The 24,807-nt window shown below is 71.1% G+C and carries 21 protein-coding genes; 9 read left to right on the forward strand and 12 right to left on the reverse strand.

Annotated features, from left to right (window positions below):
• Window positions 1-63: 63 nt before the first annotated feature.
• Window positions 64-1,230, reverse strand: coding sequence for a DNA-processing protein DprA (gene dprA / locus V2J18_RS01820; protein ID WP_336130742.1), 1,167 nt, complete (start codon window positions 1,228-1,230; stop codon window positions 64-66).
• A 94-nt stretch (window positions 1,231-1,324) separates the two neighbouring features.
• Window positions 1,325-2,476 (reverse strand): LysM peptidoglycan-binding domain-containing protein, encoded by a 1,152-nt coding sequence (locus tag V2J18_RS01825; protein WP_064749159.1) that lies wholly within the window; start codon window positions 2,474-2,476, stop codon window positions 1,325-1,327.
• A 157-nt stretch (window positions 2,477-2,633) separates the two neighbouring features.
• On the opposite strand from V2J18_RS01825, the gene def reads away from it, so the two are divergent.
• The 5 genes from def to V2J18_RS01850 all read left to right on the forward strand — a co-directional run bounded on the left by def (window position 2,634) and on the right by V2J18_RS01850 (window position 9,397).
• Complete coding sequence (gene def / locus V2J18_RS01830; protein WP_064749149.1) at window positions 2,634-3,146, forward strand: peptide deformylase; 513 nt, start codon at window positions 2,634-2,636, stop codon at window positions 3,144-3,146.
• Window positions 3,147-3,339: 193 nt separating this feature from the next.
• Window positions 3,340-4,263: a methionyl-tRNA formyltransferase gene (fmt, locus tag V2J18_RS01835; RefSeq protein WP_336130743.1), complete on the forward strand. Its 924-nt coding sequence runs from the start codon at window positions 3,340-3,342 to the stop codon at window positions 4,261-4,263.
• A 643-nt stretch (window positions 4,264-4,906) separates the two neighbouring features.
• Entirely contained in the window at window positions 4,907-6,220 is a 1,314-nt protein-coding gene (gene rsmB, locus V2J18_RS01840; RefSeq protein WP_336133034.1) for a 16S rRNA (cytosine(967)-C(5))-methyltransferase RsmB, read from the forward strand.
• A 138-nt stretch (window positions 6,221-6,358) separates the two neighbouring features.
• Window positions 6,359-8,098: an ArnT family glycosyltransferase gene (locus V2J18_RS01845; RefSeq protein WP_336130744.1), complete on the forward strand. Its 1,740-nt coding sequence runs from the start codon at window positions 6,359-6,361 to the stop codon at window positions 8,096-8,098.
• Window positions 8,099-8,101: 3 nt separating this feature from the next.
• On the forward strand, window positions 8,102-9,397 hold the full coding sequence (locus V2J18_RS01850; protein WP_336130745.1) for an O-antigen ligase family protein: 1,296 nt from the start codon (window positions 8,102-8,104) through the stop codon (window positions 9,395-9,397).
• A 123-nt stretch (window positions 9,398-9,520) separates the two neighbouring features.
• Here the strand turns inward: V2J18_RS01850 and V2J18_RS01855 are convergent, their stop codons facing one another.
• Window positions 9,521-10,327 (reverse strand): glycosyltransferase family 2 protein, encoded by an 807-nt coding sequence (locus V2J18_RS01855; protein ID WP_064748179.1) that lies wholly within the window; start codon window positions 10,325-10,327, stop codon window positions 9,521-9,523.
• Window positions 10,328-10,499: 172 nt separating this feature from the next.
• Between V2J18_RS01855 and V2J18_RS01860 the strand changes: the two genes are divergently transcribed.
• Window positions 10,500-11,570: a CDP-glycerol glycerophosphotransferase family protein gene (locus V2J18_RS01860; protein ID WP_064748177.1), complete on the forward strand. Its 1,071-nt coding sequence runs from the start codon at window positions 10,500-10,502 to the stop codon at window positions 11,568-11,570.
• Window positions 11,571-11,688: 118 nt separating this feature from the next.
• Here the strand turns inward: V2J18_RS01860 and V2J18_RS01865 are convergent, their stop codons facing one another.
• Complete coding sequence (locus V2J18_RS01865) at window positions 11,689-12,480, reverse strand: glycosyltransferase family 2 protein (RefSeq protein ID WP_064748176.1); 792 nt, start codon at window positions 12,478-12,480, stop codon at window positions 11,689-11,691.
• Between the two features lie 108 nt (window positions 12,481-12,588).
• On the opposite strand from V2J18_RS01865, the gene V2J18_RS01870 reads away from it, so the two are divergent.
• Window positions 12,589-13,473 carry a glycosyltransferase family 2 protein gene (locus V2J18_RS01870; protein ID WP_336130747.1) on the forward strand — a complete coding sequence of 295 codons (885 nt, stop codon included), beginning with the start codon at window positions 12,589-12,591 and terminating at the stop codon, window positions 13,471-13,473.
• Between the two features lie 35 nt (window positions 13,474-13,508).
• On the opposite strand, the gene V2J18_RS01875 is transcribed toward V2J18_RS01870, so the two are convergent.
• The 3 genes from V2J18_RS01875 to V2J18_RS01885 all read right to left on the reverse strand — a co-directional run bounded on the left by V2J18_RS01875 (window position 13,509) and on the right by V2J18_RS01885 (window position 16,589).
• Window positions 13,509-14,951: a PH domain-containing protein gene (locus V2J18_RS01875; protein ID WP_064748183.1), complete on the reverse strand. Its 1,443-nt coding sequence runs from the start codon at window positions 14,949-14,951 to the stop codon at window positions 13,509-13,511.
• Window positions 14,952-15,064: 113 nt separating this feature from the next.
• Window positions 15,065-15,595, reverse strand: a complete 531-nt coding sequence (locus V2J18_RS01880) for a PH domain-containing protein (RefSeq protein WP_336130748.1) — start codon at window positions 15,593-15,595, stop codon at window positions 15,065-15,067.
• 73 nt (window positions 15,596-15,668) lie between these two features.
• On the reverse strand, window positions 15,669-16,589 hold the full coding sequence (locus tag V2J18_RS01885) for a lauroyl acyltransferase (RefSeq protein ID WP_336130749.1): 921 nt from the start codon (window positions 16,587-16,589) through the stop codon (window positions 15,669-15,671).
• Between the two features lie 99 nt (window positions 16,590-16,688).
• Between V2J18_RS01885 and dtd the strand changes: the two genes are divergently transcribed.
• Both dtd and rpoD read left to right on the forward strand, forming a co-directional pair.
• The gene (gene dtd / locus V2J18_RS01890; protein ID WP_336133037.1) at window positions 16,689-17,129 is read left to right on the forward strand and encodes a D-aminoacyl-tRNA deacylase; all 441 of its coding nucleotides are present in this window, start codon (window positions 16,689-16,691) and stop codon (window positions 17,127-17,129) included.
• Between the two features lie 88 nt (window positions 17,130-17,217).
• Window positions 17,218-19,080, forward strand: coding sequence for an RNA polymerase sigma factor RpoD (gene rpoD / locus V2J18_RS01895; protein WP_064748172.1), 1,863 nt, complete (start codon window positions 17,218-17,220; stop codon window positions 19,078-19,080).
• Window positions 19,081-19,326: 246 nt separating this feature from the next.
• Here the strand turns inward: rpoD and V2J18_RS01900 are convergent, their stop codons facing one another.
• The 5 genes from V2J18_RS01900 to V2J18_RS01920 form a co-directional block, all read right to left on the reverse strand.
• A complete protein-coding gene (locus V2J18_RS01900) occupies window positions 19,327-19,692 on the reverse strand; it encodes a nuclear transport factor 2 family protein (RefSeq protein WP_064748171.1) in 366 nt (121 codons plus the stop codon).
• A gap of 396 nt (window positions 19,693-20,088) precedes the next feature.
• Window positions 20,089-21,303, reverse strand: coding sequence for an AGE family epimerase/isomerase (locus tag V2J18_RS01905; RefSeq protein WP_064748170.1), 1,215 nt, complete (start codon window positions 21,301-21,303; stop codon window positions 20,089-20,091).
• A gap of 32 nt (window positions 21,304-21,335) precedes the next feature.
• A complete protein-coding gene (locus V2J18_RS01910) occupies window positions 21,336-22,349 on the reverse strand; it encodes a carbohydrate kinase family protein (protein WP_064748169.1) in 1,014 nt (337 codons plus the stop codon).
• Window positions 22,349-23,647, reverse strand: a complete 1,299-nt coding sequence (gene fucP / locus V2J18_RS01915) for an L-fucose:H+ symporter permease (RefSeq protein WP_064748168.1) — start codon at window positions 23,645-23,647, stop codon at window positions 22,349-22,351. Before fucP ends, V2J18_RS01910 begins: the two co-directional genes overlap by 1 nt.
• Complete coding sequence (locus V2J18_RS01920; RefSeq protein WP_064748167.1) at window positions 23,644-24,696, reverse strand: LacI family DNA-binding transcriptional regulator; 1,053 nt, start codon at window positions 24,694-24,696, stop codon at window positions 23,644-23,646. The genes fucP and V2J18_RS01920 overlap by 4 nt, the downstream gene beginning before the upstream one ends.
• Window positions 24,697-24,807: the final 111 nt, after the last annotated feature.

Below are 24,807 nucleotides of genomic sequence, written 5' to 3' on the forward strand. Positions count from 1 at the left end.
GGTGGGTCTCACAGGAGTTGCTGATTGACCGTATGACCCGCCGGCAAGTTCACCGATACGGATTCAGCGGTTGCGGAAGTAACGGCCATGCTGGGCCGACACGCGACCTTCAAGCTCCATGACCAGCAGCATGGAGGACAGTTCCGCGGCCGTCAATCCGGTGCGCTGGACCAGCAGATCCATACCGGTAGGGTCGTGGCCGAGGGCCTGCCACAAGCGCTGGTAGTCGGGGTCGGCGAATTCCGAGTCCGCGGCGGCCCCGCCGGGATCCTGCCCGGCGTCTGTGACGCCGGCATGGCTGCCAGGTATGGGGGCGGCCAGGCGCCGGCGCAAGTCGGCGGCCAGCTCGGCCGCCAGCGGGGCCAGGGCGGCGGCGACTTCGGCCGCGCTTTCGACCAGCCCTGCGCCCTCGCGGATCAGGCGGTGGCAGCCGCGCGCCAGCGGGTTGTGGATCGAGCCCGGCACCGCGAACACCTCGCGCCCGGATTCGGCCGCCAGGCGTGCGGTGATCAGGGCGCCGGACCGCTCGGCGGCCTCGATCACCAGGGTCGCCAGGCTGAGCCCGGCGAGGATCCGGTTGCGGCTGGGGAAGTGCTCCGGCCGCGCCTGGGTGCCGGGCAAGTGTTCGCTGACCACCGCGCCGGCGGCGGCGATGCGCGCGTGGAGGTCGGCGTTGCTGCGTGGGTAGGCCAGGTCCGGGCCGGTGCCGAGCACCGCCACGGTCAGGCCGCCGGCGTCCAGCGCGGCGCAGTGGGCGGCGGTGTCGATGCCGGCGGCCAGGCCGCTGCTGACCGCCAGTCCGGAGCGGGCCAGGGCGCGGGCGAAGTCGGCGGCATTGTCGCGCCCGCCCGGCGTCGGCGAGCGGCTGCCGACCACGGCCACGGCCGGGTGCCAGAGCAGGCCGGGCTCGCCGGCGACGAACAGGGCCAGGGGCGGATGGGGCGCGCGCCGCAGCAGAGCCGGGTAGTCCGGGTCGTGCCAGCCGAGCAGATGATGGGTGGGCGCCTGCAGCCAGTCGAAGGCGCGGTCCAGCGCGGCGGACGGCGGCGAGCGCAGGCGCTCGATCTGCGCCGGCGACAGCCCGGCCGCGTGCCAGGCCGGCGGGCCGGCGGCGAGCGCGGCAGCGGGCTCGGGATGGGTTTCCAGCAGGGCACGCCGGGGCGCAGCGGCGCCGGCGGCATCGATCAGGCGCAGCAGCGCCTGCAGGTCGTCGGGGGAAGCGATGGGCATGGCGGCAGCCTAGCCCGCAAACGACGACGGCGCCCGCAGGCGCCGTCGCGTGGTGCTGTCGGAAAACCCCGCGCCGTGCGCGGGGCATCCGTACTCAGTACGGCGAGTCGGGGTGCTTGAGCTCGTAGCCGACCTTGGTCGGGCGCACGCCGTCCATGATCAGGGCGTAGCTGACCTTGTCGAAGGTGCGGAACACCATCGCGTGGCCGGCGAACTCGTCCGGCAGGCGCACGCGCGAGTGCTTGCCGAACAGGTCCTCGGCGCGGTCCGGGCCGATCTTGACCCGGTCCGGGGCGCTGCTGCCGACGCGCCAGGTCGAGAACACGGTGCCATTGTCGATGCCGTCGCGGGCGCCGACCGACAGCGCGATCACGTCGCGCGGGCCGCCGTGCTTGACCAGGTCGGCCACCGCCAGGACCTGGGCCCGGCCGTAGTCGAACTGGGCCTTGGGCGGGTGCGGGAAGAACTGCAGGTCGTACGGCTGCGCTTCGACCGGGATCAGGCGGTCGCCGACGCGGATCTCGCGGTGGGTGCTGTCGACCACCAGGGTGCTGGCCTGCATGCCGCCGACGGCGCCGCGGCTGAGGGTGCCGGTGGCGACCTGGACCAGCTCATAGCCGAGCAGTTCGCGGCCCTTGTCCGGCACCACCACGTCGGTCCAGATGGATTCGAAGTCGACCGTGCGCTTGCCGCGGAAGTCGAGGTCGGCGGCGCGCATGATGTCGCAGCAGGCCACGCGGTCCAGGCGGGTGTAGCGCTGGGTCGGGCGGACCACGGCGTAGCGGGTGCCGGGGCTCTGCTCGGGCAGGTTCTTGATGTAGGCGACCTGGCCTTCGCTGACGCGCAGGCGGTCTTCCTCGAGGCCGACCACGTAGGGCAGCTGCTCGAACTGGTCGACCACGCGCAGGTTCTTCAGGAACGGCTCGATCTCCGACAGCGGGATGCCGCTGATCGGGGCCTCCTGGCGCGGGCCCGGCTTGACCTGGGCGGCGACCCGGTCCAGATACGCCAGGGAAATCACGTCGCCCGGGTAGATCAGGTGCGGGTTCTTGATCTGCGGGTTGGCCTGCCAGATTTCCGGCCACAGCCACGGGCGCTTCAGGAAGCGCGCCGAGATGTCCCACAGGGTGTCGCCCCGCTTGACCACGTAGGTGTCGGGGTGGTCGCCACGCAATTCCGCCGCAATGGCGTACGTGGCAACAGTCAGCAACGCGGCGGCGAAAACCGCACGGATCGGTTTAAACATGGCGGCCATCTACCTGATTCCCCTTCAGGGTGCCCCTGGCGGGCACCCGGACTATAGCCCAGAAGCTGCGAACGTTAGCAGGCCTTTGCAGCCTATAACGGGGGTACAATGCAACCAAAGCTTGCGTATGTGACCCACGCCCCCATTTTTCGACGCCATGGCCCTCCTTCCTATCCTCGAATTCCCCGACCCGCGCCTGCGCACCAAGGCCGTCCCGGTCGAGCCCGCGCGCGTCACCGAGCCCGAGTTCCAGCAGTTGCTCGATAACATGTTCGAGACCATGTACGAGTGCCCGGGCATCGGTCTGGCGGCGAGCCAGGTCGACGTGCATCAGCGCTTCATGGTGATCGACGTGTCCGAGGATAAGAGCCGGCCGTTGGTGTTCGTCAACCCGCAGATCGTCGCCAAGTCCGGCGAGCAGGTCTACCAGGAAGGCTGCCTGTCCGTGCCCGGCATCTTCGCCGACGTGACCCGCGCCAACGAGATCACCGTGCAGGCGATCGGCCGCGACGGCCAGCCGTTCGAGCTGAGCACCGACGGCCTGCTCGCGGTCTGCATCCAGCACGAAATGGATCACCTCGACGGCAAGCTGTTCGTCGACTACCTGTCCCCGCTCAAGCGCGAGATGGTGCGCAAGAAGCTGGCCAAGCAGAAGCGGTTGTCGGCGTAACAGCCGGGATTCGGGAGTGGGGATTCGGGACTCGGTGCGCGCGAGTGCGTGCGGCCGAAGGCTCCGGGTCCCTTCTTCGTTTTTCTGCGCCAGGTTTTTCTGATCCGCACGCACCGACGCTCCCGCGTCGCCGCAGTCGTTCCGCTCTACGCCGTCCCCATCCCGAATCTCCAACCCCCAATCCCAGCCCAAAATGCGCCTAATCTTCGCCGGTACCCCCGAATTCGCCGTTCCCTGCCTGCGCGCTGCGGCGCAGAAGGGCGAGATCGTCGGCGTGTACACGCAGCCGGACCGGCCGGCCGGGCGCGGGCGCGAGCTGGCGATTTCGCCGGTCAAGCGCGAGGCGCTGCTGCGCGGGTTCCCGGTGCTGCAGCCGGAAAACTTCAAGTCCAAGGTGTCGCGCGAGGCGTTGGCTGCGCTCAAGCCCGACTTGATGATCGTGGTCGCCTACGGCCTGATCCTGCCGCAATCGGTGCTCGACATTCCGACTTACGGCTGCTGGAACGTGCATGCGTCCCTGCTGCCGCGCTGGCGCGGCGCGGCGCCGATCCAGCGCGCGATCGAAGCCGGCGACCGCGAGACCGGCGTGTGCCTGATGCAGATGGAAAAAGGCTTGGACACCGGCCCGGTGTTGCTGTCGGCCAAGCTCGCGATCGGCGACAACGAAACCGGCGGGCAGTTGCACGACCGCTTGGCCGAGCTCGGCGCGGAAGTGCTCGGCGACGGCCTCGGCCTGGCGCGCGCGGAACTGTTCCCGCGGCCCTGGGTGCAGCCGGAGCAGGGCGTGACTTATGCGCACAAGCTCGACAAGGCCGAGGCGCGGCTGGACTGGAATCAGCCGGCGACCGCGCTGGCGAACAAGGTGCGCGCGTTCAATCCCTGGCCGATGGCCGATGCGCTGATCGCCGGCGAGCGCGTGCGCGTGCACGGCGCGACGGCGCTGGCGCAGGCCCACGGCGCGGCGCCCGGCACGGTGCTGCGCGCCGGGCGCGACGGCATCGACATCGCCTGTGGCGAGGGGGTTCTGCGCATCCGTGTGCTGCAGCGCGACGGCGGTAAGGCGATCACCGCCGCCGACTATCTCAACGGTCGCCGCGACCTGCTGGCGGTGAGCTGAGATGAGCCGCGATCACGACCCGGAAAAGCCGCCGCGCCGCCCGCCCGGCCGTCGTCCTTCGCTCGCCGACGAACCGGCCGCGGCGCCGAAGCCGGCCGCCAAGCCGGCACTGAAGCCGTTGCCGTCGCCCGACCCGTATGCGGGCGCCAAGGCGCGCCGCGCCGGCGTCGAATCCGGCGGCCCGCCGCGCGACAGCGAGCGCACCCGGCCGGCACGACCGGGCGGCGCCGGCCGCACGGCCGCACCGCGCGGCGGTGACCGGCGCGGCGGCGAAGGGCGTGCCGCCTACGGTCGCGGCCCCGGCGCGGGCGCTGCGGGCGACCGCGCAGAACGGCCGCGCAGCGCACCGGCGCGCGAGGGTGCGGCGCAGCGCGAGGGCGCGCGAACTTTCGCGCCGCGCTCCGGCCCTGGCCGGCCTGCTGCCGGTCCGCGCCGCGACCGCGACGCGGCCTCCGGTTCCCCCACCGCCGGCTTCACGTCGGGGGCCTTCAAGTCGGCCGGCTCCAAATCGGCGGGCTTCAAATCAGTGGGCTCCAAATCGGCCGGTTCCAAGTTGGCCGGTTCCAAGTCGGCTGGTTCCCAATCCGCCGGCGCGCGGCCGAGCGGGCACAGGCCGGCCCAGGCCAAGACCGCCGCGGCCGAGTTGCTGACCACCGCCGGCGGCAGCGGCGCGCAGACCCGCGCGATCGCCGCGCGCGTGCTCGATGCGGTGCTGCACCGCGGCCGCTCGCTCAAGGCCGAGCTGGCGGCGAGCCTGCCGGCGCTGCGCGACCCGCGCGACCGCGCCCTGGTCGAGGCGATCTGCTTCGCCGTGCTGCGCCAGCCCTTGCGTTACGAGCGCACCCTCGAGGCCTGGATGCCGCGGCCGCCATCGGCGCGCGACGGCGAACTGCGTGCGCTGCTCTATGTCGGCCTGGCCCAGCTCGATCCGCTGCGCCTGCCCGAGCACGCCGCCGTGGCGTCGACGGTCGAGGCCGCGCGCGCGCTCGGCCATCCGCATCAGGCCGGGCTGGTCAACGCGCTGTTGCGCCGCGCCCAGCGCGACGGCCTGCCGGCGCTGGACCCGACCCACTCGCATTGGCCCAGCTGGCTGCGCGGACGCCTGCGCCGAGACTGGCCGGAACACTACGCCGCGATCCTCGCCGCCAGCGCCTTGCCGCCGCCGATGTGGCTGCGGGTCAATGCCTTGCGCGAACCTGTGCAGGCATATCGCGCCCGGCTCGCCGAGGCCGGCATCGAGGCCCTGGCCGGCCCCGGCGCGGCGCTGCGCCTGGAGCAGGCGATGCCGGTCGCCGCGTTGCCCGGTTTCGACGAGGGCCTGGTTTCGGTCCAGGACCTGTCGGCGCAGCAGGTCGCCGACGCGTTGGCGCCCGCGCCCGGCGCGCGCGTGCTCGACGCCTGCGCCGCGCCCGGCGGCAAGAGCGCGCACCTGCTCGAACGCGACCCGCAACTGCGCTTGACCGCGCTCGACATCGACGCCGCGCGGCTGCGCCGGGTCGAGGACACTTTGCGCCGACTCGGCCTGTCCGAGCGCGCCGTGCTGCGCGCCGCCGATGCCGCCGAGCCGGCGGCCTGGTGGGACGGCCGGGCCTTCGACGCGATCGTGCTGGACGCGCCGTGCTCGGCCACCGGCATTGTGCGCCGCCAGCCCGATGTGGTCCTGCATCGGCGCGAAACCGATCTGGCCGCGTTGGTCGGGCTGCAGGCGCGCCTGCTGGATGCGCTGTGGACCACGCTGGCGCCCGGCGGCACCCTGCTGTACGCGACCTGCTCGATCCTGCAGGACGAGAACGAGCATCAGGTGCGAGCGTTCCTCGAGCGCACCGCCGATGCGCGGGTCGAGCCGCTGGACGCGCGCTACGGCCACGATCGCGAGGTCGGCCGCCAGCGCTTGCCCGGCGAGGACGGCGGCGACGGCTTCTTCTACGCCCGCCTGCGCCGCGCGCCGCCCGGCTGACGACACGATTCCGACGTTCCGGTAACGAATTCCTCAGCCGGGGACTGGATAATGCCGCCCGGTCGACGCCGGCTGCGGCAGGGCGTCGTGTCTCGCCGCCCCTCCACCCGGCCTGAACGGCCTCGTATCATTCCGCGCATGCTCAAGACTCTCCGCTCCCAGCAAGCCTGGCTGTTCTGGATCGTCGCCTGGCTTGTCCTCGGGGCCGGCCTGGGCCTGCGCGACCCCTGGCCCGCCGACGAGCCGCGTTTCGCGCTGGTCGCCAAGCAGATGGTCGAGAGCGGCCAGTGGCTGTTCCCGCACCGCGGCACCGAGCTGTATTCGGACAAGCCGCCGTTGTTCATGTGGACCGAGGCGGTCTCGTTCCTGATCACCCAGAACTGGCGCATCGCCTTCCTGCTGCCCTCGCTGCTGGCGGCGATGGGCACGCTGTGGTGCGTGGTCGATCTCGGCCGCCGGCTGTGGACGCGCCAGGTCGGCTATTACGCCGGCTGGGCTCTGTTGTTGACCCTGCATTTCGCCTACCAGGCCAAGAAAGCCCAGATCGACCCCTCGGTGGTGTTCTGGATCACCTTCGCCAACTACGGCCTGCTGCGCCATCTGCTGACCGGGCCGAACTGGCGCTGGTGGGCGCTGGGCTGGTTCGCCGCCGGCATCGGCACGATCACCAAGGGCGTGGGCGCGATCGCCTTGCTGATGCTGGCGCCGGTGGCGCTGGCGGCGCTGCTGCGGCCGCTGCACGCGCGCGGCGGCGGGCGGTGGCTGGCCTGGACCGCGATGCCGGTGCGCGCCGGCATCGGCAACCCGCGCTTCTGGCTCGGCCCGCTGGCCTTCGTGGCGGCGGTGTCGCTGTGGATCGTGCCGATGGTGACCGCCGCGCTGTCCAACGACGATCCCAGCTACCGCGCCTATCTCAACGACATCCTGTTCCGTCAGACCGCGGGCCGCTATTCCAACTCCTGGGACCACCACCAGCCGGTCTGGTACCACCTGGGGGTGATGCTGTCGATGTGGCTGCCGCCGATGCTGGCGTTGCCGTGGGCGCTGCCGGCCTGGCGCCGACGCCTGCGCCGGATCGACCCGCGCTACCTGCTGCCGCTGGCCTGGTGGGCGCTGGTGATCGTGTTCTTTTCGATTCCGCACGGCAAGCGCGACGTCTACATCCTGCCGGCGCTGCCGATGGCCTGCCTGATGTTCGCGCCGCTGCTGCCCGGCATCGTGCGCAAGCTGTGGCCGCGCCGCATCGCCCTGGGCTTCGCCGCGGTGCTGACCTTCGCCTTGCTCGGCGTCGGCCTGTCGATGTGGTTCGGCGATCCCAAGTTCGAAGCCAAGCTGATCGCCGACCGCGGCTTCACCGACGGCGGCCGCCAGCTGGAGGCCGCGATCCTGGCGATCGGCGCCTGGGGCCTGGCGTCGCTGCTGTGGTTCGGCCGGCGCCGGCCGATCCACGCCATGGCCTCGACCCTGTGCGGTCTGTGGGTGCTGTACGGTCTGCTGGTCACGCCGGTGCTCAACGACTCTTCTTCCGCGCGCGGGGTCATGACCCGCGTTGCCGAACGCATCGGTCCGGACGCCGAGCTCGGCCTGGTCGCGTGGAAGGAACAGAACCTGCTGCAGAGCCGCTCCCAGACCACCACCTTCGGCTTCGTCATGGGCTGGGCCAAGCAGCTCGAGCACGGCCTGGCCTGGCAGAAGCAGGCGCCGGCGCGGCGCTGGCTGCTGGTGCAGGAGCCGGCGCTGCCGGACTGCGTCGACCGCAGCAAGATCGAACTCGGCGGCCGCGCCAACCGGCGCGTGTGGTGGCTGGTGCCCTACGCCGCCCGCGCGAACTGCCCGGCGGCGCCGACCCTGCGACCGCACGAAGACGACCCGGACTGATCGGTGTCGTCCAGTCCGTCCGCCGTCTCTGCCTCGGCCCGCTCCGCCGCGGTCCGCTCCGCCGGCGAATCGCCGCGCCAGCGCTGGGCCCGGCATGCGCTGGAAGCCGGCCTGCTGTGCCTGCCGGCGCTGCTGGTCGCCACGCCCTGGGGGTTGTCGCCGTTCACCGCCTTCGCCTTGCTGGCGCTGGCGCTGGCGCCCGAACGCCTGGCCCGCGGCTGGCGCGAACTCGGCGGTTCGCTGCGGCTGCTGTGGTGGCTGGTGCTGGGCGTGGTCGCGGTCGCGGTGGTGTCCAAGTTCCAGTTCGACGTGCGCTGGCGCGAGATCGACAATCGCCTGCGCCTGCTGACCCTGCCGTTCTTCGCTCTGATGGTGTTCGCTTACCGGCCCTCGCGGCGTTGGTTGTGGCGCGGCGCCCTGCTCGGTCTGGCCGGCGGTTTCCTGATCGCGCTGATCCAGGTCCTGGGCGGCGCCGACCGCGCCGCCGGCTGGACCGCGAACGCGATCGTATTCGCCGATGCGCTGATCGGCGTGGTCGTGATCGCGGTGTACTGCCGTCCTTCCGGCGAGTTGCTGTGGACCACCGTCGCCTGCGCGCTCGGCGTCGGCGCGATCGCGCTCAGCGGCAGCCGCGGAGTCTGGCCGGGCCTGGCGCTGGTGCTGCTGGTGGGCCTGTTGGTCAGCGGCGGCCGCGCGCGCAAGCTCAGCTGGGCGATGCTGGCGGCGCTGGTGTTGGCGGCCGCTGCGGCGGTATGGGTCGCGCCCTTGGCCGAGCAGACCCGCATGCACGAGTTGCGCACCGACGTCGACCGGCTGCGCGAAGGCGATGCCGAGTCCTCGCTGGGCGCGCGCCTGACCTTGCTGCGCCTGGCCGGCGAGACCTTCGCCGAGCATCCGCTCAGCGGGATCGGCGTGGGACGTTTCGAAGAGGTGGTGCTGGCGACCCCGCAATGCCGGCCGCCGGCGCCGCGGATCGGTTTCTGCAAGCTCGGCCACGCCCACAGCGATCTGGCCGAATGGGCGGCGACCATGGGCGCGCCCGGCCTGCTGGCGGTGTTGGCGGTCTATCTCGTTCCGCTGGCGTTGTTCGCGCGCCGCCTGCGCGAGCGCGTCACCGGCCGCGCGCGCAGCGCGGCCCTGGCCGGGGTGGTGCTGATCCTGGTCTATCTGGCCTGCGGCCTGACCCAGTCGATGTTCGCCCACCAGCTGATCGCCTCGTTCTACGCGATCGCGGTCGGCGTGCTGTACGGCTTCGCCCTGCGCGAAGCGGGCGAGGAAGACTGCGACGCGCTGCGCTGAAGCGCGCGGGCTTCGGCGGCGCCTACCGCGTCGCGGGCTTCATTCCCGCAGCATGGGCTTTTGCAGGAGCGGCGCGAACCGCGACCGCGTTATGCCGTCCTAGCGCCGTATCTTGCCCCGTCCTCAGTCGCGCCGCGGCGTAGTCACCGGCTGCCCGTTCTGCAGCAGCCACAGCATCACCGTCTTCTGCCGCACGTAGTTGGCGCGCACATAGGCGTAGACCAGGCCGTGCCAGCCGTCGAGGAAGCCGCCGCGCAGCAGGTAGCCGCGCCAGAAGCGCCAGGCCGGCGCCAGCACCAGCTTGGCCAGGGTCGCGCGCTTGCCGCGCGCATGGTCGTGCTCGGCCATCATCCGCGCATAGCGCTCGGTCTTGGCCAGTTGCTGCTCCAGCGAACGGTACGGGTAGTGGATCAGATCGCCGCGCAAGGTCGCGACGGCGCCGTCGACGCTGGCGGCCTCGTGCACCTCGCGTTTGCCGCGCCAACCGCCGCGGCGGCGGTCGAACAAGCGCAGCACCCGGTCGGGGTAGGCGTTGCCGTGGCGCAGGAACCTGCCGAAGTAGTCCGACAGCCGGGCGAAGCGATAGCCGGCCGCATCGGCGAAGCCGCGCGCGCGCGCCGCCTCGATCGCCGCGCGCAGCTCCCCGCTCACCCGTTCGTCCGCATCCAGGCACAGCACCCAATCGTGCGCAGCCTGCTCGATCGCGAACTGCTTCTGGCTGCGGAAGCCGTCGAAGGCGCGCTGCAGCACGCGCGCGCCGGCCGCCTGGGCGATCGCCACGGTGGCGTCGCGCGAATGCGAATCGACCACCAGCACCTCGTCGCAGAACGACAACGAGGCGATGCAGTCGCCGATCCGGTCGGCCTCGTCGAAGGCGATGATGCAGGCCGACAGGCGCGGGCGGGCAGCGGCGGGCGAGGGCGTGTCGATGGCGGCGGTCCGGGGCGGTGATGGGGCACGGCGGTTTGGCGGCCAGGATACTCCGGCGGCCGGAAGCGGGGAGAGGAGCGAGCGCGGGCGCGCCGGAAGCGGGTCGTCGGCCCGGACTTTCGCGGGTGTTCGGTTCCTCTAAACTCGCTGCAGGCTTCCCAGCGCTGCATCCATGTCCGATTACCTGCTTTTCGCCACCGAACGCTACGCCCTGCCGATCCTGCAGCCGCTGGCGGAGGCGTTGCACGCGCAGGGCCATGTCGCCCACGCCTGGTTCGCCGACGGCGCGGCGGAATCGGCCTTGCCGGCGCCGGTGCGGCGGCTCGCGCCGGGGCGTGACGGCCTGCGCGCCGCGGTCGCGCTGAAGCCGCGCGCGGTGTTCAGCGCCGCCAACTGGGTGCCGCCGTTCATCGCCGGGGCCAAGGTGCAGTTGTTCCATGGCTTCAACGTCGAAAAGCGCGACGACGCGCGCGGCCATTTCCGCGTGCGCGGCCTGTTCGACCTGTACTGCACCCAGGGCCCGGCGACCACCGCCCCGTTCCGCGCCCTGGCCGAGCAGGCCGGGCACTTCGCCGTGGTCGAGACCGGCTGGCCCAAGCTCGACCCCTTGTTCCGCGACGACGACGGCAGCGCCGCGCAATTGCGGGCCCGCGCCGGCGGCCGGCCGGTGGTGCTGTTCGCCTCGACCTTCACCGAGCGCCTCAGCGCCGCGCCGCATCTGCTGGACGCGATCGCCGCGCAGGTCGCCGCCGGCGAGCGCTACTGGCTGCTGACCTTGCACCCCAAGTGCGCGCCGGAGCTGTTCCAGCGCTATCGCGCGCTGCAGGGGCCGAACGCGCATTTCGTCGAGACCGAGCAGCTGATCGCGGCCCAGCGCGCCGCCGACGTGCTGCTCGCCGACACCACCTCGGTGGTGTCGGAGTTCGTGGTCCAGCGCAAGCCGGTGGTGACTTTCCGCAATCGCGCGCCCAAGCCGCACATGCTGGATTTCGCCGACCCGGCGCAGCTGCCCGCGCAGCTGGCGCGCGCGTTCGCGCCGGATGCGGCCTTGCAGCAGGCGATCGACGCCTACGCCGAGCAGATCCATCCCTACCGCGACGGCCGCTCTTCGCAGCGCGTCATCGCGGCCACCGACGACCTGCTCGCCGGCCGTCTCGGCCGCTTGCGCAAGCGGCCGTTCACGTCCTTGCTGCGCGGCCTGCAGATCCGGCGCGAGCTGGGGTATTGGGGGCCGACCGGCTGAAGGCCACGGGGCGGCGGGCCGGTGTCGACGGAAGCCCGATCTGAAGGGAAATGCGCAGACGCCAGGCCCTCGCGCTCTTTCTTCGTCCTGATTCCCGCGCGCTGGCTCGCGGCGTTCGCTATCTCCCGCGCTTTTCCAGCAGCCACAACCGGATCGTCTTCTGCCGCGCCGTGTACGCGGTGACGTAGGCGTAGATCAGTCCCGGCCAGCCGTCGAGGAAGCCGCCGCGCAGCAGATAGCCGCGCCAGAACCGCCAGGCCGGCGAAAGCACTAGCCGCGCCAGCGAAGCGCGTCGGCCGCGGGCGTGGTCGTGCTCGGCCATCATCTGCGCGTAGCGCCGGCCCTTGGCCAACTGGTGTTCGAACGAACGGAACGGGCGGTGCAGCAGGTCGCCGCGCAGGGTCGCCACCGCGCCGTCGACGCTGGCGCTTTCGTGCACCTCGCGGTCGCCGCGCCAGCCGCCGCGACGGCGGTCGAACAGGCGCAGCTTGCGGTCCGGGTAGGCGTTGCCGTGGCGCAGGTAGCGGCCGAAGTACTCCGAGCGGCGGGCGAAGCGGTAGCCGGCCGCCGCGGCGAAACCGGCGTCGCGGGCGCGCTCGATCGCTTCGCGCAGAGTCGCGTCGATGCGTTCGTCGGCATCGACGCACAACACCCAGTCGTGCGCAGCCTGTTCGATCGCGAACTGCTTCTGGCTGCGGAAGCCGTCGAACGGCCGGTGCAGCACGCGCGCGCCGAAGCCGCGCGCGATGTCCGCGGTGGCGTCGCGCGAGCCCGAGTCGACCACCAGGATCTCGTCGCAGAACGCCAGCGACGCCAGGCAGTCGGCGATGCGGTCGGCCTCGTCGCAGGCGATCACCGTCGCCGACAACGCGGGACGGCGCGGAGAACTGGCATGGTCCGGTAACGGCATCGTCGTATTCGCAGGTCAAGGTGGGCGCGCCGCAACCGCGGGACGCGCAAACCATGATGGCGCGGACGCGTTGCGGCTTGATTGCTCCTTCGCCACTGCCGCGCCCCTATGACTCAACCGCCCGTCGCCAGCGTCGTGTTCACCACCTACAACCAGCCGGCCTGGCTGGAGAAGGTGCTGCTGGGTTTCGCCGCGCAGAGCCGGCGCGACTTCGAGATCCTGATCGCCGACGACGGCAGCGGCGAGGACACCCGTGCCTGCATCGAGCGCCTGCGGCCGCGGTTGCCGATGCCGCTGCGGCACCTGTGGCAGCCCGACCAGGGCTTCCGCAAATGCCAGGCGCTGAACATGGCGATCCGGGCCAGCGCCGCCGACTATCTGATCTTCACCGACGGCGACTGCATTCCGCGCGCCGATTTCGTCGCCACCCATCTGCGCCTGCGCCGGCCGGGCCGTTTCCTGTCCGGCGGCTATCACAAGCTGCCGATGGAGACGAGCCGGCGCATCGGCCCCGACGACATCGCCAGCGGCCGCTGCTTCGACGCGCGCTGGCTGCGCGCGCACGGCATGCCGGCCACGCGGCGCGATCTCAAACTGACGGCGCCGCCGCGGCTGGCCTGGTTGCTGGACCAGGTCAGCCCGGCGCGGGCGAGTTGGAACGGACACGGCGCATCGGGCTGGAAGCGCGACATCCTCGCCGTCAACGGCTTCGACGAGCGCATGCGCTACGGCGGCCAGGACCGCGAGTTCGGCGAGCGTCTGCGCAACGCCGGCATCCGCGGCATCCGCATCCGCCATCGCGCGATCGTGGTGCACCTGGACCACCCGCGCGGCTATGCCAGCGCCGAGAGCATCGCCTTCAATCGCCGCCTGCGCGCGCAGACCCGGCGCCGGCGCCTGACCTGGACCGAGCACGGCCTGCAGCAACAGCCGCAGCCCGACGGCGCGGCGGTCGCCGGCCTCGGCCCGGCCTGGCCGCAGCCGGCCGGCTGAGACCCGCTGTCCCGCGGCGCTTCGGCCGCGCGCGCTCACCAGCGCAGCGGCCGCCGCGCCAGCACCGCGGCCAATGCGGCGTACAGCCGTCGCGCCTCGTCCTCGGGCAGGAAGCGGATCCGCAGCGGCGGCCCCAGCGCACCGCCGCCGGCGGTGTCCAGCCACAACGTCGCGGTGCCGCAACGGCGGTCGAGCGGCGAACGGGTGATCTGCAAGGCCTGCAGCTTGTCGAGTTCGGCGAAGCGCCAGTAGCGCCGCCACCAGCCTTCGCGCACCGCGACCAACTGCGAATCCAGCGCATAGCCGATCCGGCGCGCGCGGCGCTGGGCCTTGAACGCGGCCCACGGCAACCAGGCCAGCGCCAGCGCGCTCAAGGCGCCGATCTGCCAATACAACGCGAACGCCGCCAGCGCGACCCAGGGCACGTCGGGCAGGAACAGCCGCCACCAGGCCGCGTCCGGTAGCGGGCGCCATTGCAGTTGCTCCAGCCGAGCGCCGGGCAACAGGCGTTCGATCAGCGCATCGCAGGCCGGTGCCGATGCGATCGGCGCCAGCTCCTTCAGCGCGCGTCCGTCGTCTTGGTCGCCGGCGCCGACCGTGTCCACCGCCAGCCGGCGACGGGCGAGCAGGCGGTGCAGCAGGCCTTCCTCCAGGGTCCAGGCCTGGATGCGCCGGCGCGGCACCGTGGTGCGCCAGCGCCCGAGCAGGCCGCGCTCGGCGGTCAGGCGGCGGCCGTGTTCGCTGAGTTCGAAGCCGTAGTAGCGCAGCACCGCCAGCGCCATCGACAGCAGCTTGAGCGCGACCGCCAGGGCCAAGGCCAGCACCAGGGCCACGCCGACGTAGCCGAGCGCGTCGAGGTGGTAGGACTCGACCCGGCCGAACAACCAGCGCGCGGCTTCGCGCATCAGCCGGCCGGGCACTTTGGCGCTGAAGTCGGGCATGGCCTGGCTCAGTGCGGCGAAGCCGGCGCCGATCAGGACCAGGCCGCCGTCCGAGACCAGCCCCAGGCGCAGGACTTCGGCCGGCGGCAGGCGCAGCAGCACTTCGGCCGGCGCCTCGGCCTGGCCCGGCGCGGGCGCGTCGCCGCGCCGACGCACCAGCGCCTCCAGGGCCAACGCGTCGGCCAGCTTGAGCACCCGCATCTGCGCCTCGGGCTCTTTGCTGCCGGCCGACTCCAGGCGCACCTCGGCGACCCCGAACAGGCGGTGCAGCACGGTCTGGTGCACGGCCACGTTCTGGATCCGTACGAACGGGATCTCGCGCAGGCTGCGGTTGAACAGGCCGCTGCGCACGACCAGGTGGTTGGCGCCGATGCCGTAGCGATAGGTCAGGTAGCGCCAGATCGACACCGCCACCAGCACGCCGACGCCGATCAGCGACCACAACTCGTTGCGGTCGCCGCGGCCGAACACCAGCAGCGCGATCAGCGGCACCACGAACTGCTTGAGCTGCTGGATCAGCACGAACAGCCACGACATCGGATGCAGGCGCCGGTCGAGCGCGGCCTCGCCCTGCGGCGCGGCGGGCGGCGGCGCGGTCGCGGGCTCGGCGGCGACGCCGGCGGACGGTTCGGCGGGCTGGGAAGCGCTCATCAGGCCTCGTCGTCGTGGTCGAGTTGGCGGCCCAGGCGTTCGCGCAGGCGTTCGGCGTCGGCGGCGTCGAGATGATCGATCGACACCGCGCTGTGGCGGGTGCCGGCGGTGTGCACGACCAGGGTGGCCAGGTCGCGCAGGCGCTGCAGCGGGCTGTGCTTGAGGTCGAGGTGCTGGACCCGGGTCAGCGGCACCAGCGTCTCGCGCTGCCAGGCGACGCCGCGGCGCACCGCGAAGCCGTGCGCGTCCAGCCGCCACAAGGTGTTGCGGTAACGGCGCAGGCCGATCCAGGTGCCGATGCCGGCGCCGAGCAGGGCGCCGGTGAGCGCGCTGGCGGTACCGACCAGCAGGCCGCGGGTCAGCACGCCGAGCACCACTCCGGCGATCGCGAACAGCGCCGCCAGCGATAGGCTGACATCGATCGTGCACAGCAACTGGGCGCGCGGCGGCAGCCGTTGCCAACCCTCGTCGGCGGCCGGTGCGGGGGCCGGCGGGGCAAGGGAATCGGCGCTGTCGGGCGCGTCGGTCATCGTCGTTCGGGGGCTGCGGTGAAGCGCCGAGTGTAGCCGCGGCGGCGGCCGCGCAGTGCGCGCTGCGGCGCGCTCAGCGCAACCGATACGGGTTGTCGTCGCCGTTGCCGGACGGCCGCAGGGTGTAGCGTTTGTACGTCCACTGGTACTGGGCCGGATCGCGCCGGGCGATGCGCTCGACGGCGGCGTTGAGCGCGACGCAGGCGCGCTGCGGATCGGGGTCGGCGATGCCGGCCGGCGCGGCTTCGACGCGCAGCGCGAACGCCGGTTGCTGCGGGTGCGAGGGCAGGCGTTCGCAGTAACAGAACAGCACCGTCGCGCCGGTGCGTTCGGCGAGCCGGCCGAGCAGGGTCATGGTCAGCGCCGGCACGCCGAAGAACGGCGCGAACTCGCCGTCGCCGGCCTTGGGCTGCTGGTCGGGCAGGATCCCGACCACGCCGCCGGCGCTGAGCCGTTTCCACAGTTGGCGCACCGCCGCGCCCTCGGCGCGGACCTGGGTCACCCGGCCGGTGTCGCTGTCGGCGCGGACCAGGTTGAGGAAGGCTTCGCCGACCGCCGATTCCGGCGGCCGGTACAGGATCGCCAGCGGCGTGCGCGAGGCCAGCCATTGGTTGAGCAGTTCCCAGTTGCCGTAGTGCGGCGCGGCCACGATCAGGCCGCGGCCGGCGGCCAGGGCGGCGTCGAACAGCTCGACGCCGTGCTGCTCGCGCAGCAGGGCGAGGTTCTCGGCATGCGGCCGGGTCCACAGGCGCAGAGTCTCGATCGCCTGGCGCGCGGTGGTGCGGACGATGGCCCGCTGCAGGCGTTCGCGCTCTTCGGCGGCCAGGCCGGGGTAGGCCAGTTCCAGGTTGACCCGGGCGACCCGGGCCTCGCGCGCGGCCCGGCGCTGCCACAGCCGGGCCACCGCGTCGCCCAGGCGCATCTGCCAGGACCACGGCAGGCGGCCCAGCGCGCTGGCGAGAAGATAGAGCAGGCGGGCGACGAAGCGGGTCATCGGCCCAGTTTAGTGAAAGGGCTGCAGGGGGTTAAGCGCGCTGCAGCCCCTGCCTCCCTTTTAGACTTGCCGGTCCGAAGCCTCGTGGTGTCCGTCCGCATGTTGAGCTTGATCCAGCGCGTCGCCCAGGCCTCGGTCGTGGTCGACGGCGAAACCGTCGGCGCGATCGGGCCCGGGCTGCTGGCCCTGGTCGGGGTAGAGCCCGGCGACGGCGAGGCCCAGATCGCGCGCATGGCCGAGCGCCTGCTCGGCTACCGGGTGTTCGCCGACGAGGCCGGGCGGATGAACCGTGGCCTGGCCGATACCGGCGGCGGCCTGCTGCTGGTCAGCCAGTTCACCCTGGCCGCCGACACCCGCAGCGGCATGCGTCCGGGCTTCAGCACCGCCGCCGCCCCGGCCCTGGCTGAACCGCTATTCAACCGGCTGGTCGAAACCTGCCGGCAACGTCACGCCGGAGGGGTGGAAACCGGTCGCTTCGGCGCCCATATGGTCGTCAGCCTGGTCAACGACGGCCCGGTCACTTTCCTGCTTCGGTCTTAGCCCCGTCCCGCCTGGTCCCGGCCCTCCGGCCGACCCTGCCGGATCTGCTATACTGGAGCGTTCCCCTATCCCAGCGGTGGCGCAGCCCATGGCCAACGAACGTCAGCCCCCTCCGTCCGATATCAAGCTCCTGATTTCCAAGGGCTTGGAGCAGGGCTACCTGACCTATGCCGAGGTCAACGATCACCTGCCCGACGATCTGGTCGACGCCGAGCAGATCGAAGACATCATCGGCATGATCAACGGCATGGGCATCGAGGTGCACGAAGTCGCGCCCGATGCCGAAACGCTGTTGCTCGCCGACGGCAATACCGGTAACCGCGAAGTCGACGACACCGCGGCCGAAGAAGCCGCCGCGGCGCTGACCGCGCTCGACGGCGAAGGCGGCCGCACCACCGACCCGGTGCGCATGTACATGCGCGAAATGGGTACGGTCGAGCTGTTGACCCGCGAAGGCGAAATCGCCATCGCCAAGCGCATCGAGGAGGGCCTGAACCAGGTCCAGGCCTCGCTGGCGCTGTTCCCGGGCACGGTCCAGCTGATCCTCGACGATTACGAGCAGCACAAGGCCGGCAAGAAGCGCCTGGCCGAGATCGTGGTCGGCTTCAACGACCACCTCGATGAAGAGCCCGAGCCGCCGGCGGCGGCGCTGCCGGTCGACGACGACGCGGCCACCGAAGACGACGAGGACGAAGTCGAGGCGGCCGACGACGCCGACGCCGAAGAGACCACGTCCGGTCCGGACCCGGTCGAGGTCGCCGCGCGCATGGAGGCCATCGCCGACCTGCACGGCAAGTTCCTCAAGGCCCAGGTCAAGAACGGCGCGGGCCACAAGACCGTGACCAAGCTGCGCGAGGACATCGCCGCGGTGTTCGTCACCCTCAAGCTGCCGCTGGCCCTGACCGACACTCTGATGCGCAACCTGCGCGACGTGGTCGGCGCGATCAAGGACCACGAGCGCAAGATCCTCGACCTGGCCACGCGCGTGGCCAAGATGCCGCGCAAGGACTTCATCCGCGCCTGGGAAGGCAACCAGACCAATCTGGAATGGGTCGACGAGCTGCTCAAGCGCAAGCAGAAGTGGTCGTCGGGCCTGCGCGACGTCAAGGACCAGATCATCGCCGAGCAGCAGGCCACCATCGAGTTGGAGCAGGCCTCGCTGCTGACCCTGGCCGACATCAAGGAAATCAGCCGCCAGGTCGCCTACGGCGAAGCCAAGGCGCGCAAGGCCAAGAAGGAGATGGTCGAGGCCAACCTGCGCCTGGTGATCTCCATCGCCAAGAAGTACACCAACCGCGGCCTGCAGTTCCTCGACCTGATCCAAGAAGGCAACATCGGCCTGATGAAGGCGGTGGACAAGTTCGAGTTCCGCCGCGGCTTCAAGTTCTCGACCTACGCCACCTGGTGGATCCGCCAGGCCATCACCCGCTCGATCGCCGATCAGGCCCGCACCATCCGCATCCCGGTGCACATGATCGAGACGATCAACAAGCTCAACCGCATCAGCCGCCAGATGCTGCAGCAGTACGGCCGCGAAGCGACTCCGGAAGAGCTGGCGAAGGAAATGGACATGCCGGAGGACAAGATCCGGAAGGTCATGAAGATCGCCAAGGAACCGATCTCGATGGAGACCCCGATCGGCGACGACGAGGACTCGCATCTGGGCGACTTCATCGAGGACACCAACGTGGAGTCCCCGGTGGAAGCGACCACCAACATCAACCTCTCCGAGACGGTCCGCGACGTGCTCGCCGGCCTGACCCCGAGGGAGGCCAAGGTGTTGCGCATGCGCTTCGGCATCGACATGAACACCGACCACACCCTGGAAGAGGTCGGCAAGCAGTTCGACGTGACCCGCGAGCGCATCCGCCAGATCGAAGCCAAGGCGCTGCGCAAGCTGCGTCACCCGAGCCGCTCGGAACAGCTGCGCAGCTTCCTCGACATCGACTGAGTCGGTCGGGCCGCGCACGCAATACGAAACAGGCCCCGCTCGCGGGGCCTGTTTCGTTTCCGGCGCCGAGCCGTCGCGCGCGCCTGCCGCGTTGCGCTCGGCCCCGCTCCCGTGCCGGGCTGAACGCCCCCGCCGGCTTGCCGGCCGGGCGCGTTGGCCGCGATCGCGCCGGCGGCGCCGCATTCCCGTGCGGCCGCGGACACGCGCGCGAACTCGCTGCGGCCGCCGTCCGCGGCGCGCGCAGGCTCAGCCGTAGAAAAACTGCTCGTGCACGATCTTGCCGTCGCGCACCTTGTACACCGCGACCTCGGCCATCGGCATGCGGCCCATGCTCTTGTAGGTGGCGTCGATGCTCATCGCCAGGCTGAACCAGTCGCCGCCGACCGCCGGATCGCTGCACCAGCTGTCGTGGATCTCGATCACGTCGTCCATGAACCGGCGTCCCTTCTCGCGGATCGCGGCCAGGCCTTCCACGTTGCCGAGCGGCCCGGCCTGATTGCCCGGCGCTTCGATGCTGACGGCGTCGTCGGCATAGAGTTCGTCCTGGATCTGCTCGTGCTTGCCCGCGCGGCACAGCTCGACGTAGCGGTTGGCGATCTGCTGGGTATCCATGGCGCGATCCTCGGAGGCGGGCGCCCAGGATAGGCCCGGCGGTCTGGGCGAGCGGCCCTCGGTGCGGGCGCAGGCGCCGCCCTCCCGACGAGCGGCGGATGAACGCGGCGCCCGCTTACCGGGGCAGGAGCGGCGCAAGCCGCGACAACCGCAGCGGTTCGATACCGCGTTGCCTTCCGAAGCCCGGCGCTGTGAGCGCTGGCGGCTGTCGGGCGCCCGCGCCGGTGCCCTTGCGTGCAGCGCTTTGGTTGCCGCGGCTTGCGCCGCTCCTACAGGGGGGCGGCGTAGTTTCGATGGGGGGGCGAACGCTTATGGTTTTCTGCGCATCCCTTGGTCGCGGCTCACGCCGCTCCCAGAGAAAGCCGGTGCGCCGCGAGCTCGGCGCCGCGGCAGACCTCAGCGTTGCCGCAGCCAGCGCAGCACTTCATAGCAGGCGCCCATGGTGTGGTAATCGGTCTTGCCCGCCGGGCTCTTCTCGTCGCTGTACTTGCGGTTCTCGCGATCGAGAATCCGGTACCAGGCGCCGTAGCGATGATCGACCATGTGCTGCCAGGCGTAGGCCCACAGCTTGTCGTACCACGCCCAGTACTGCGCCTCGCCGGTGCGGATCGCCAGCAGCGCCGCGGTCGCCAGCGATTCGGCCTGGACCCAGAAATACTTGTCGTCGTCGCAGACCGTGCCGTCGGGGGCGAATCCGTAACACAGCCCGCCGTGCTCGGGGTCCCAGGAGCGCGCGACCGCGACGTCGAACAGGTGACGCGCGGTAGGCACCAGCCAGTCCACGGTTTCGCCGCGTGCGGTGAGGTGGCGGTCGAGGATCAGCAGCAGCTTGGCCCACTCGGTCTGGTGGCCGGGCTGGAACCCCCAGGGGCGGAACAGGTGCTTGGGGTCGTCGCGGTGATAATCCCAGTCGATGTTCCAGTCGCGGTCGTAGTGCTCCCACACCAGCCCGTCGGCCTGGGCCGCCTGACGCTGGGTCATGTTCTGCGCCAGCGTTAGCGCGCGCTGCAGATAGCGCGCTTCGCCCGAGGCTTCGAACGCGGCCAGCATCGCTTCGCACATGTGCATGTTGGCGTTCTGGCCGCGATAGCCGGTGAAGTTCCACTGCGCGTCGGCCTCGTCGCGGTACAGGCCGTGGTTCGGCTCCCAGAAGCGCGCTTCCAGCAGTTCCCAGGTTTCGTCCATCCACGCCGCGGCCTCGGCGATGCCGGCCTTGCGCGCGGTGGAGTAGGCCAGCAGTACGAAGGCCACGCCGTAGCAGTGGTTCATGCGGTCTTCGGCGCGGCCGTCGCGGATCGTCCACGCGTAACCGCCGCTGGCGGCGTCGCGATGCGCCTCGCGCAGATAGCGCAGGCCGTGGCGTGCGCGCTCGCGGTAGTCGTCGCGGCCGAATTCGATCGCCGCCATCGCGTAGTTGAAGACGAAGCGCGTGCTGCTGACCAGGTGCCGGTGCGAGGCGTCGTAGACCGAGCCGTCGTCGCGGAAGTAATGGAAGAAGCCGCCGTTCGGATCCAGCGCGACCGGATCGTAGAAGGCCATGGTGTCGGCGACGTGCGCGAGCAGGGTCTCGGGCCGGCGGAAGTCGGGCAGCGGATGCGCGGGAAGATTCATCGGGGAATACCGGATCGGAAGCGGAGCGGCGGTCAGGATTGTTCGCGGATGAGGCGCTCGACCTCGGCGGTGTCGGGCATGGCCGCGAACGCGCCGTGGCGGGTGGTGGCCAGTGCGCCGGCGGCGGCGGCATAGCGCAGCGCGGCGACCAAGGCGGCCTCGTCGGCGATGAAGTCGGCGAAGCCGGCGGCGTCCACGCCCAGGCTCGACAAGCGCTGCAGCAGGCCGCCGACGAAGGCGTCGCCGGCGCCGGTGGTGTCGGCCGGGGCGACGCGGAAGGTCGCGACTTCGCCCTGGCGGGTGCGGGTATGCCAACGGATCGGCGTGGCGCCGTCGGTGATCAGCACGCAGCGCGCATGGCCGTGCCACAGTCGCTGCAGCGCCGCTTCCTCGCCGCCGAGATGGCGCGCAAGGAACTGGAACTCGCTGCCGCACAGCTTGATCAGGTCGGCCTCCAGCAAGGCCGCGATCAGCCGCGGCGCCGGATCGACATCGTGCGGCCACAGCGACGGCCGCAGGTTCATGTCCATGCTGACCAGGGCGCCGGCCAGGCGCGCGCGGCGCATGCCGGCCAGGGTCGTCGCGGCGATGCCTTCCTCGGTCAGGCTGTTGGAGCAGACATGGAAGATGCCGGCATCGGCGAAGCCGTCGGCGCGGAAGTCGGCGTCGCGGAACAGCAGGTCGGCGGCCGGCGGGCGATAGAAGCTGAAGCTGCGCTCGCCAAAGCCGTCCAGCGACACGAACGCCAACGCGGTCTTGGCCTCGCCGGTGCGGACCACGTCGCGGGTGTCCACGCCGTAGTGCTGCAACTGCGCGGCGATGAAGTCGCCGAACATGTCCTGGCCGAGCATGCCGACGAAGCGCGCCGGCGCGCCGAGCCGGGCTGCGGCGACGGCGACGTTGGCCGGCGCGCCGCCGGCGTACTCGACGAAATGGCGCGGCTCGCCCGGCGCCTCGGCCGGGCGGGCGAGGAAATCGATCAAGGCTTCGCCGAAACAGACGATGGCGGAATTGCGCGACTGCGCGGGCTGCGCTGCAGCAGACATCAATGCATCACTCCCGAAGCCTGGGCGCTGGCGTGCTGGCCCTGGCCGGCGCGGATGCGCGAGCCGGCGAAGCCGTACCAGACGATGAAGGCGTAACAGATCAAAGGAATTACGAACGATTGCTGGATGCCGATCCGGTCGGACAGCACGCCTTGCAGCCAGGGCACCACCGCGCCGCCGACGATGCCCATGATCAGCAGGCTGGAGGCCTTGCTGGTCATCGGTCCCAGCCGTTCGATGGCGATGGTGAAGATGGTCGGGAACATGATCGAGTTGAACAGGCCGATCGACAGCACCGTCCACATCGCGAGCGTGCCCTTGCCGCTCATGGTCAGCGCCAGCAGCGCCATCGCCGCGATCGCGAACAGGGCCAGCAGGCGGCGCGCGTCGAAGCGCTGCAACAGCATCGCGCCGACGAAGCGGCCGACCATCGCGCCGCCCCAGTAATACGCCAGGTATTCGCTGGCCTTGGCGTGGTCGATGTTGCCGATCTCCGGTGCGGAGATGTAGTTGATCAGGAAGCTGCCGATCGAGACCTCGGCGCCGACGTAGACGAAGATCGCGATCACTCCGTACAACAGGTGCTTCTGGCTCAGCACCTCGGCGAAGCTGTGGTGCACCGGGTCGGCGCTCTCGGTGGCTTCGGTCAGCGGCGGGATGCGCATGGTGTAGACGAACACCGCCAGCAGCAGCAGGCAGCCGGCGATGATCATGTACGGCATCTGCACCGACGCCGCTTCGTGGGCGCGGTACGCGGCCTGCTCGGTCGCCGACATCGCCGCCAGCTCGGCGGTGCCGAGCACCGCGCCGGACAGGATCAGCGGGCCGATCACGTACGGGAACACGGTCGTGCCCAGCGAATTCAGCGCTTGGGCCAGGTTCAAGCGGCTCGGCGCGCCGGCGGGGTCGCCGAGCAGGCTGATGTAGGGATTGGCCGAGACCTGCAGCAGGGTGATGCCGCTGGCGAGCACGAACAGCGCGCCCAGGAAAAGCGGATACGACGGAATGCGCGCGGCGGGGAAGAACATCGCCGCGCCGATCGCGGCCACGATCAGGCCGATCACGATGCTGTTCTTGTAGCCGAACTTGGCCACCACCCGGCTGGCCGGCAGCGACATCAGGAAATACGCGCCGAAGAAGGTCGACTGGATCAGCATCGACTGGGCGTAGTTCATCTGGAACACGGCCTTCAGATGCGGGATCAGCACATCGTTGAGGCTGGTCAGGCCGCCCCAGGTGAAGAAGATCGTGGTCACCACCGCCAGCGCGGCGGTGTAGGACATGTCGCGACGGCTCATGCGGAAGCTCCGTTGTGCGGCAGATGCACCTCGCTGCTGCTGCGCGCCTGCAGCCGCACCGGGGCGATGGTGTGGGCGCGCGGCATGTCCGGGTCGCGCAGGCGTTTGAGGATCAGCTCGGCGGCCTGGCGGCCGCGCGCGCGCGGGTCGACCGCGACCGTGGTCAGGGTCGGCGAGGCGACCGAGGCTTCGGGAATGTCGTCGAATCCGACCACGGCGAAATCGCCGCCGGGGCGGCGGCCGCGCGCGACCAGGCCGGCCATCAGGCCCAGCGCGACCGCGTCGTTGTAGCAGACCGCCGCAGTCGGCGCGGGATCGCGCACGAACAGCGCGCCGGTCTGCTGCGCCGCTTCCAGCCGGGTCGGCGCGCACTCCACCAGCCACTGCGGTTCCGGCTCCAGCCCGGCTTCGACCATCGCCTCGCGATAGCCCTGGCGGCGTTGCCGGCACGAGGACGAATCGCGATGGCCGCCGAAGAAGGCGATGCGGCGGTGGCCGCGATCGATCAGGTGGCGCGTGGCCAGGCGCGCGCCGTGGATGTTGTCGAGGGCGAGGAAATCCCAGGGCGTGCCGTCGAGTTCGCGGTTGAACACCAGCACCGGCGTGCGTTCGCCGATCTGGTTGCGCACCCGCGCGCCGTCGCTGCCTTCGGCCGGCGACAGGATGATCCCGGCCGGGTCGTGCTCCATCAGCGAGGTCAGCACCGCCTGCTGGCGTTCGACCGATTCGTTGGTGCTGCCGAGCAGGGTGACGAAGCCGGCGGTGGCCAGCCATTCGTCGACGCCGGCCGCGAATTCGGCGAAGAACGGGTTGGACAGGTCGTTGATGACCAGGGCCACGCCGGTCGACACCTTGCGCCGCAGGTTGGCGGCGCCGCGGTGATATACATAGCCTTGGCGCTTGAGCTCGGCTTCGACCCGGGCGCGGGTGTCGGCATGCACCAGCGGGCTGCCGCGCAGCACCAGCGACACCGTCGCGCGCGACAGGCCGCAGGCGCGCGCGATGTCGGCCAGGGTGACCCGGCCGCGGGGGGCGGGCGCGTCGTTCATCGTGAACACCTCGCTGAGAGGGGGGGGGCGAACGGGAATCATGGCTCCGGGCGGCTTTTGGATCGTTCTAAATGCCGCCATCCTGCGGTCTAAGCCCCGCCGCTGCATTCT

The organism is Lysobacter firmicutimachus, from assembly GCF_037027445.1.
GTDB classification, from domain to species: Bacteria; Pseudomonadota; Gammaproteobacteria; order Xanthomonadales; family Xanthomonadaceae; genus Lysobacter; species Lysobacter firmicutimachus.

Excerpts from the sequence above, each read along its gene's own strand:
- V2J18_RS01885 (WP_336130749.1), bottom strand. The coding sequence starts at position 16,589 with ATGACCCGCTTCGTCGCCCGCCTGCTCTATCTTCTCGCCAGCGCGCTG.
- fmt (WP_336130743.1), top strand. The coding sequence starts at position 3,340 with ATGCGCCTAATCTTCGCCGGTACCCCCGAATTCGCCGTTCCCTGCCTG.
- V2J18_RS01920 (WP_064748167.1), bottom strand. The coding sequence starts at position 24,696 with ATGAACGACGCGCCCGCCCCCCGCGGCCGGGTCACCCTGGCCGACATC.
- V2J18_RS01900 (WP_064748171.1), bottom strand. The coding sequence starts at position 19,692 with ATGGATACCCAGCAGATCGCCAACCGCTACGTCGAGCTGTGCCGCGCG.
- fucP (WP_064748168.1), bottom strand. The coding sequence starts at position 23,647 with ATGAGCCGTCGCGACATGTCCTACACCGCCGCGCTGGCGGTGGTGACC.
- V2J18_RS01870 (WP_336130747.1), top strand. The coding sequence starts at position 12,589 with ATGACTCAACCGCCCGTCGCCAGCGTCGTGTTCACCACCTACAACCAG.
- def (WP_064749149.1), top strand. The coding sequence starts at position 2,634 with ATGGCCCTCCTTCCTATCCTCGAATTCCCCGACCCGCGCCTGCGCACC.
- V2J18_RS01910 (WP_064748169.1), bottom strand. The coding sequence starts at position 22,349 with ATGTCTGCTGCAGCGCAGCCCGCGCAGTCGCGCAATTCCGCCATCGTC.
- dtd (WP_336133037.1), top strand. The coding sequence starts at position 16,689 with ATGTTGAGCTTGATCCAGCGCGTCGCCCAGGCCTCGGTCGTGGTCGAC.
- V2J18_RS01880 (WP_336130748.1), bottom strand. The coding sequence starts at position 15,595 with ATGACCGACGCGCCCGACAGCGCCGATTCCCTTGCCCCGCCGGCCCCC.
- V2J18_RS01845 (WP_336130744.1), top strand. The coding sequence starts at position 6,359 with ATGCTCAAGACTCTCCGCTCCCAGCAAGCCTGGCTGTTCTGGATCGTC.
- V2J18_RS01860 (WP_064748177.1), top strand. The coding sequence starts at position 10,500 with ATGTCCGATTACCTGCTTTTCGCCACCGAACGCTACGCCCTGCCGATC.
- dprA (WP_336130742.1), bottom strand. The coding sequence starts at position 1,230 with ATGCCCATCGCTTCCCCCGACGACCTGCAGGCGCTGCTGCGCCTGATC.
- rpoD (WP_064748172.1), top strand. The coding sequence starts at position 17,218 with ATGGCCAACGAACGTCAGCCCCCTCCGTCCGATATCAAGCTCCTGATT.
- V2J18_RS01865 (WP_064748176.1), bottom strand. The coding sequence starts at position 12,480 with ATGCCGTTACCGGACCATGCCAGTTCTCCGCGCCGTCCCGCGTTGTCG.
- V2J18_RS01825 (WP_064749159.1), bottom strand. The coding sequence starts at position 2,476 with ATGTTTAAACCGATCCGTGCGGTTTTCGCCGCCGCGTTGCTGACTGTT.
- V2J18_RS01905 (WP_064748170.1), bottom strand. The coding sequence starts at position 21,303 with ATGAATCTTCCCGCGCATCCGCTGCCCGACTTCCGCCGGCCCGAGACC.
- V2J18_RS01875 (WP_064748183.1), bottom strand. The coding sequence starts at position 14,951 with ATGTCGTGGCTGTTCGTGCTGATCCAGCAGCTCAAGCAGTTCGTGGTG.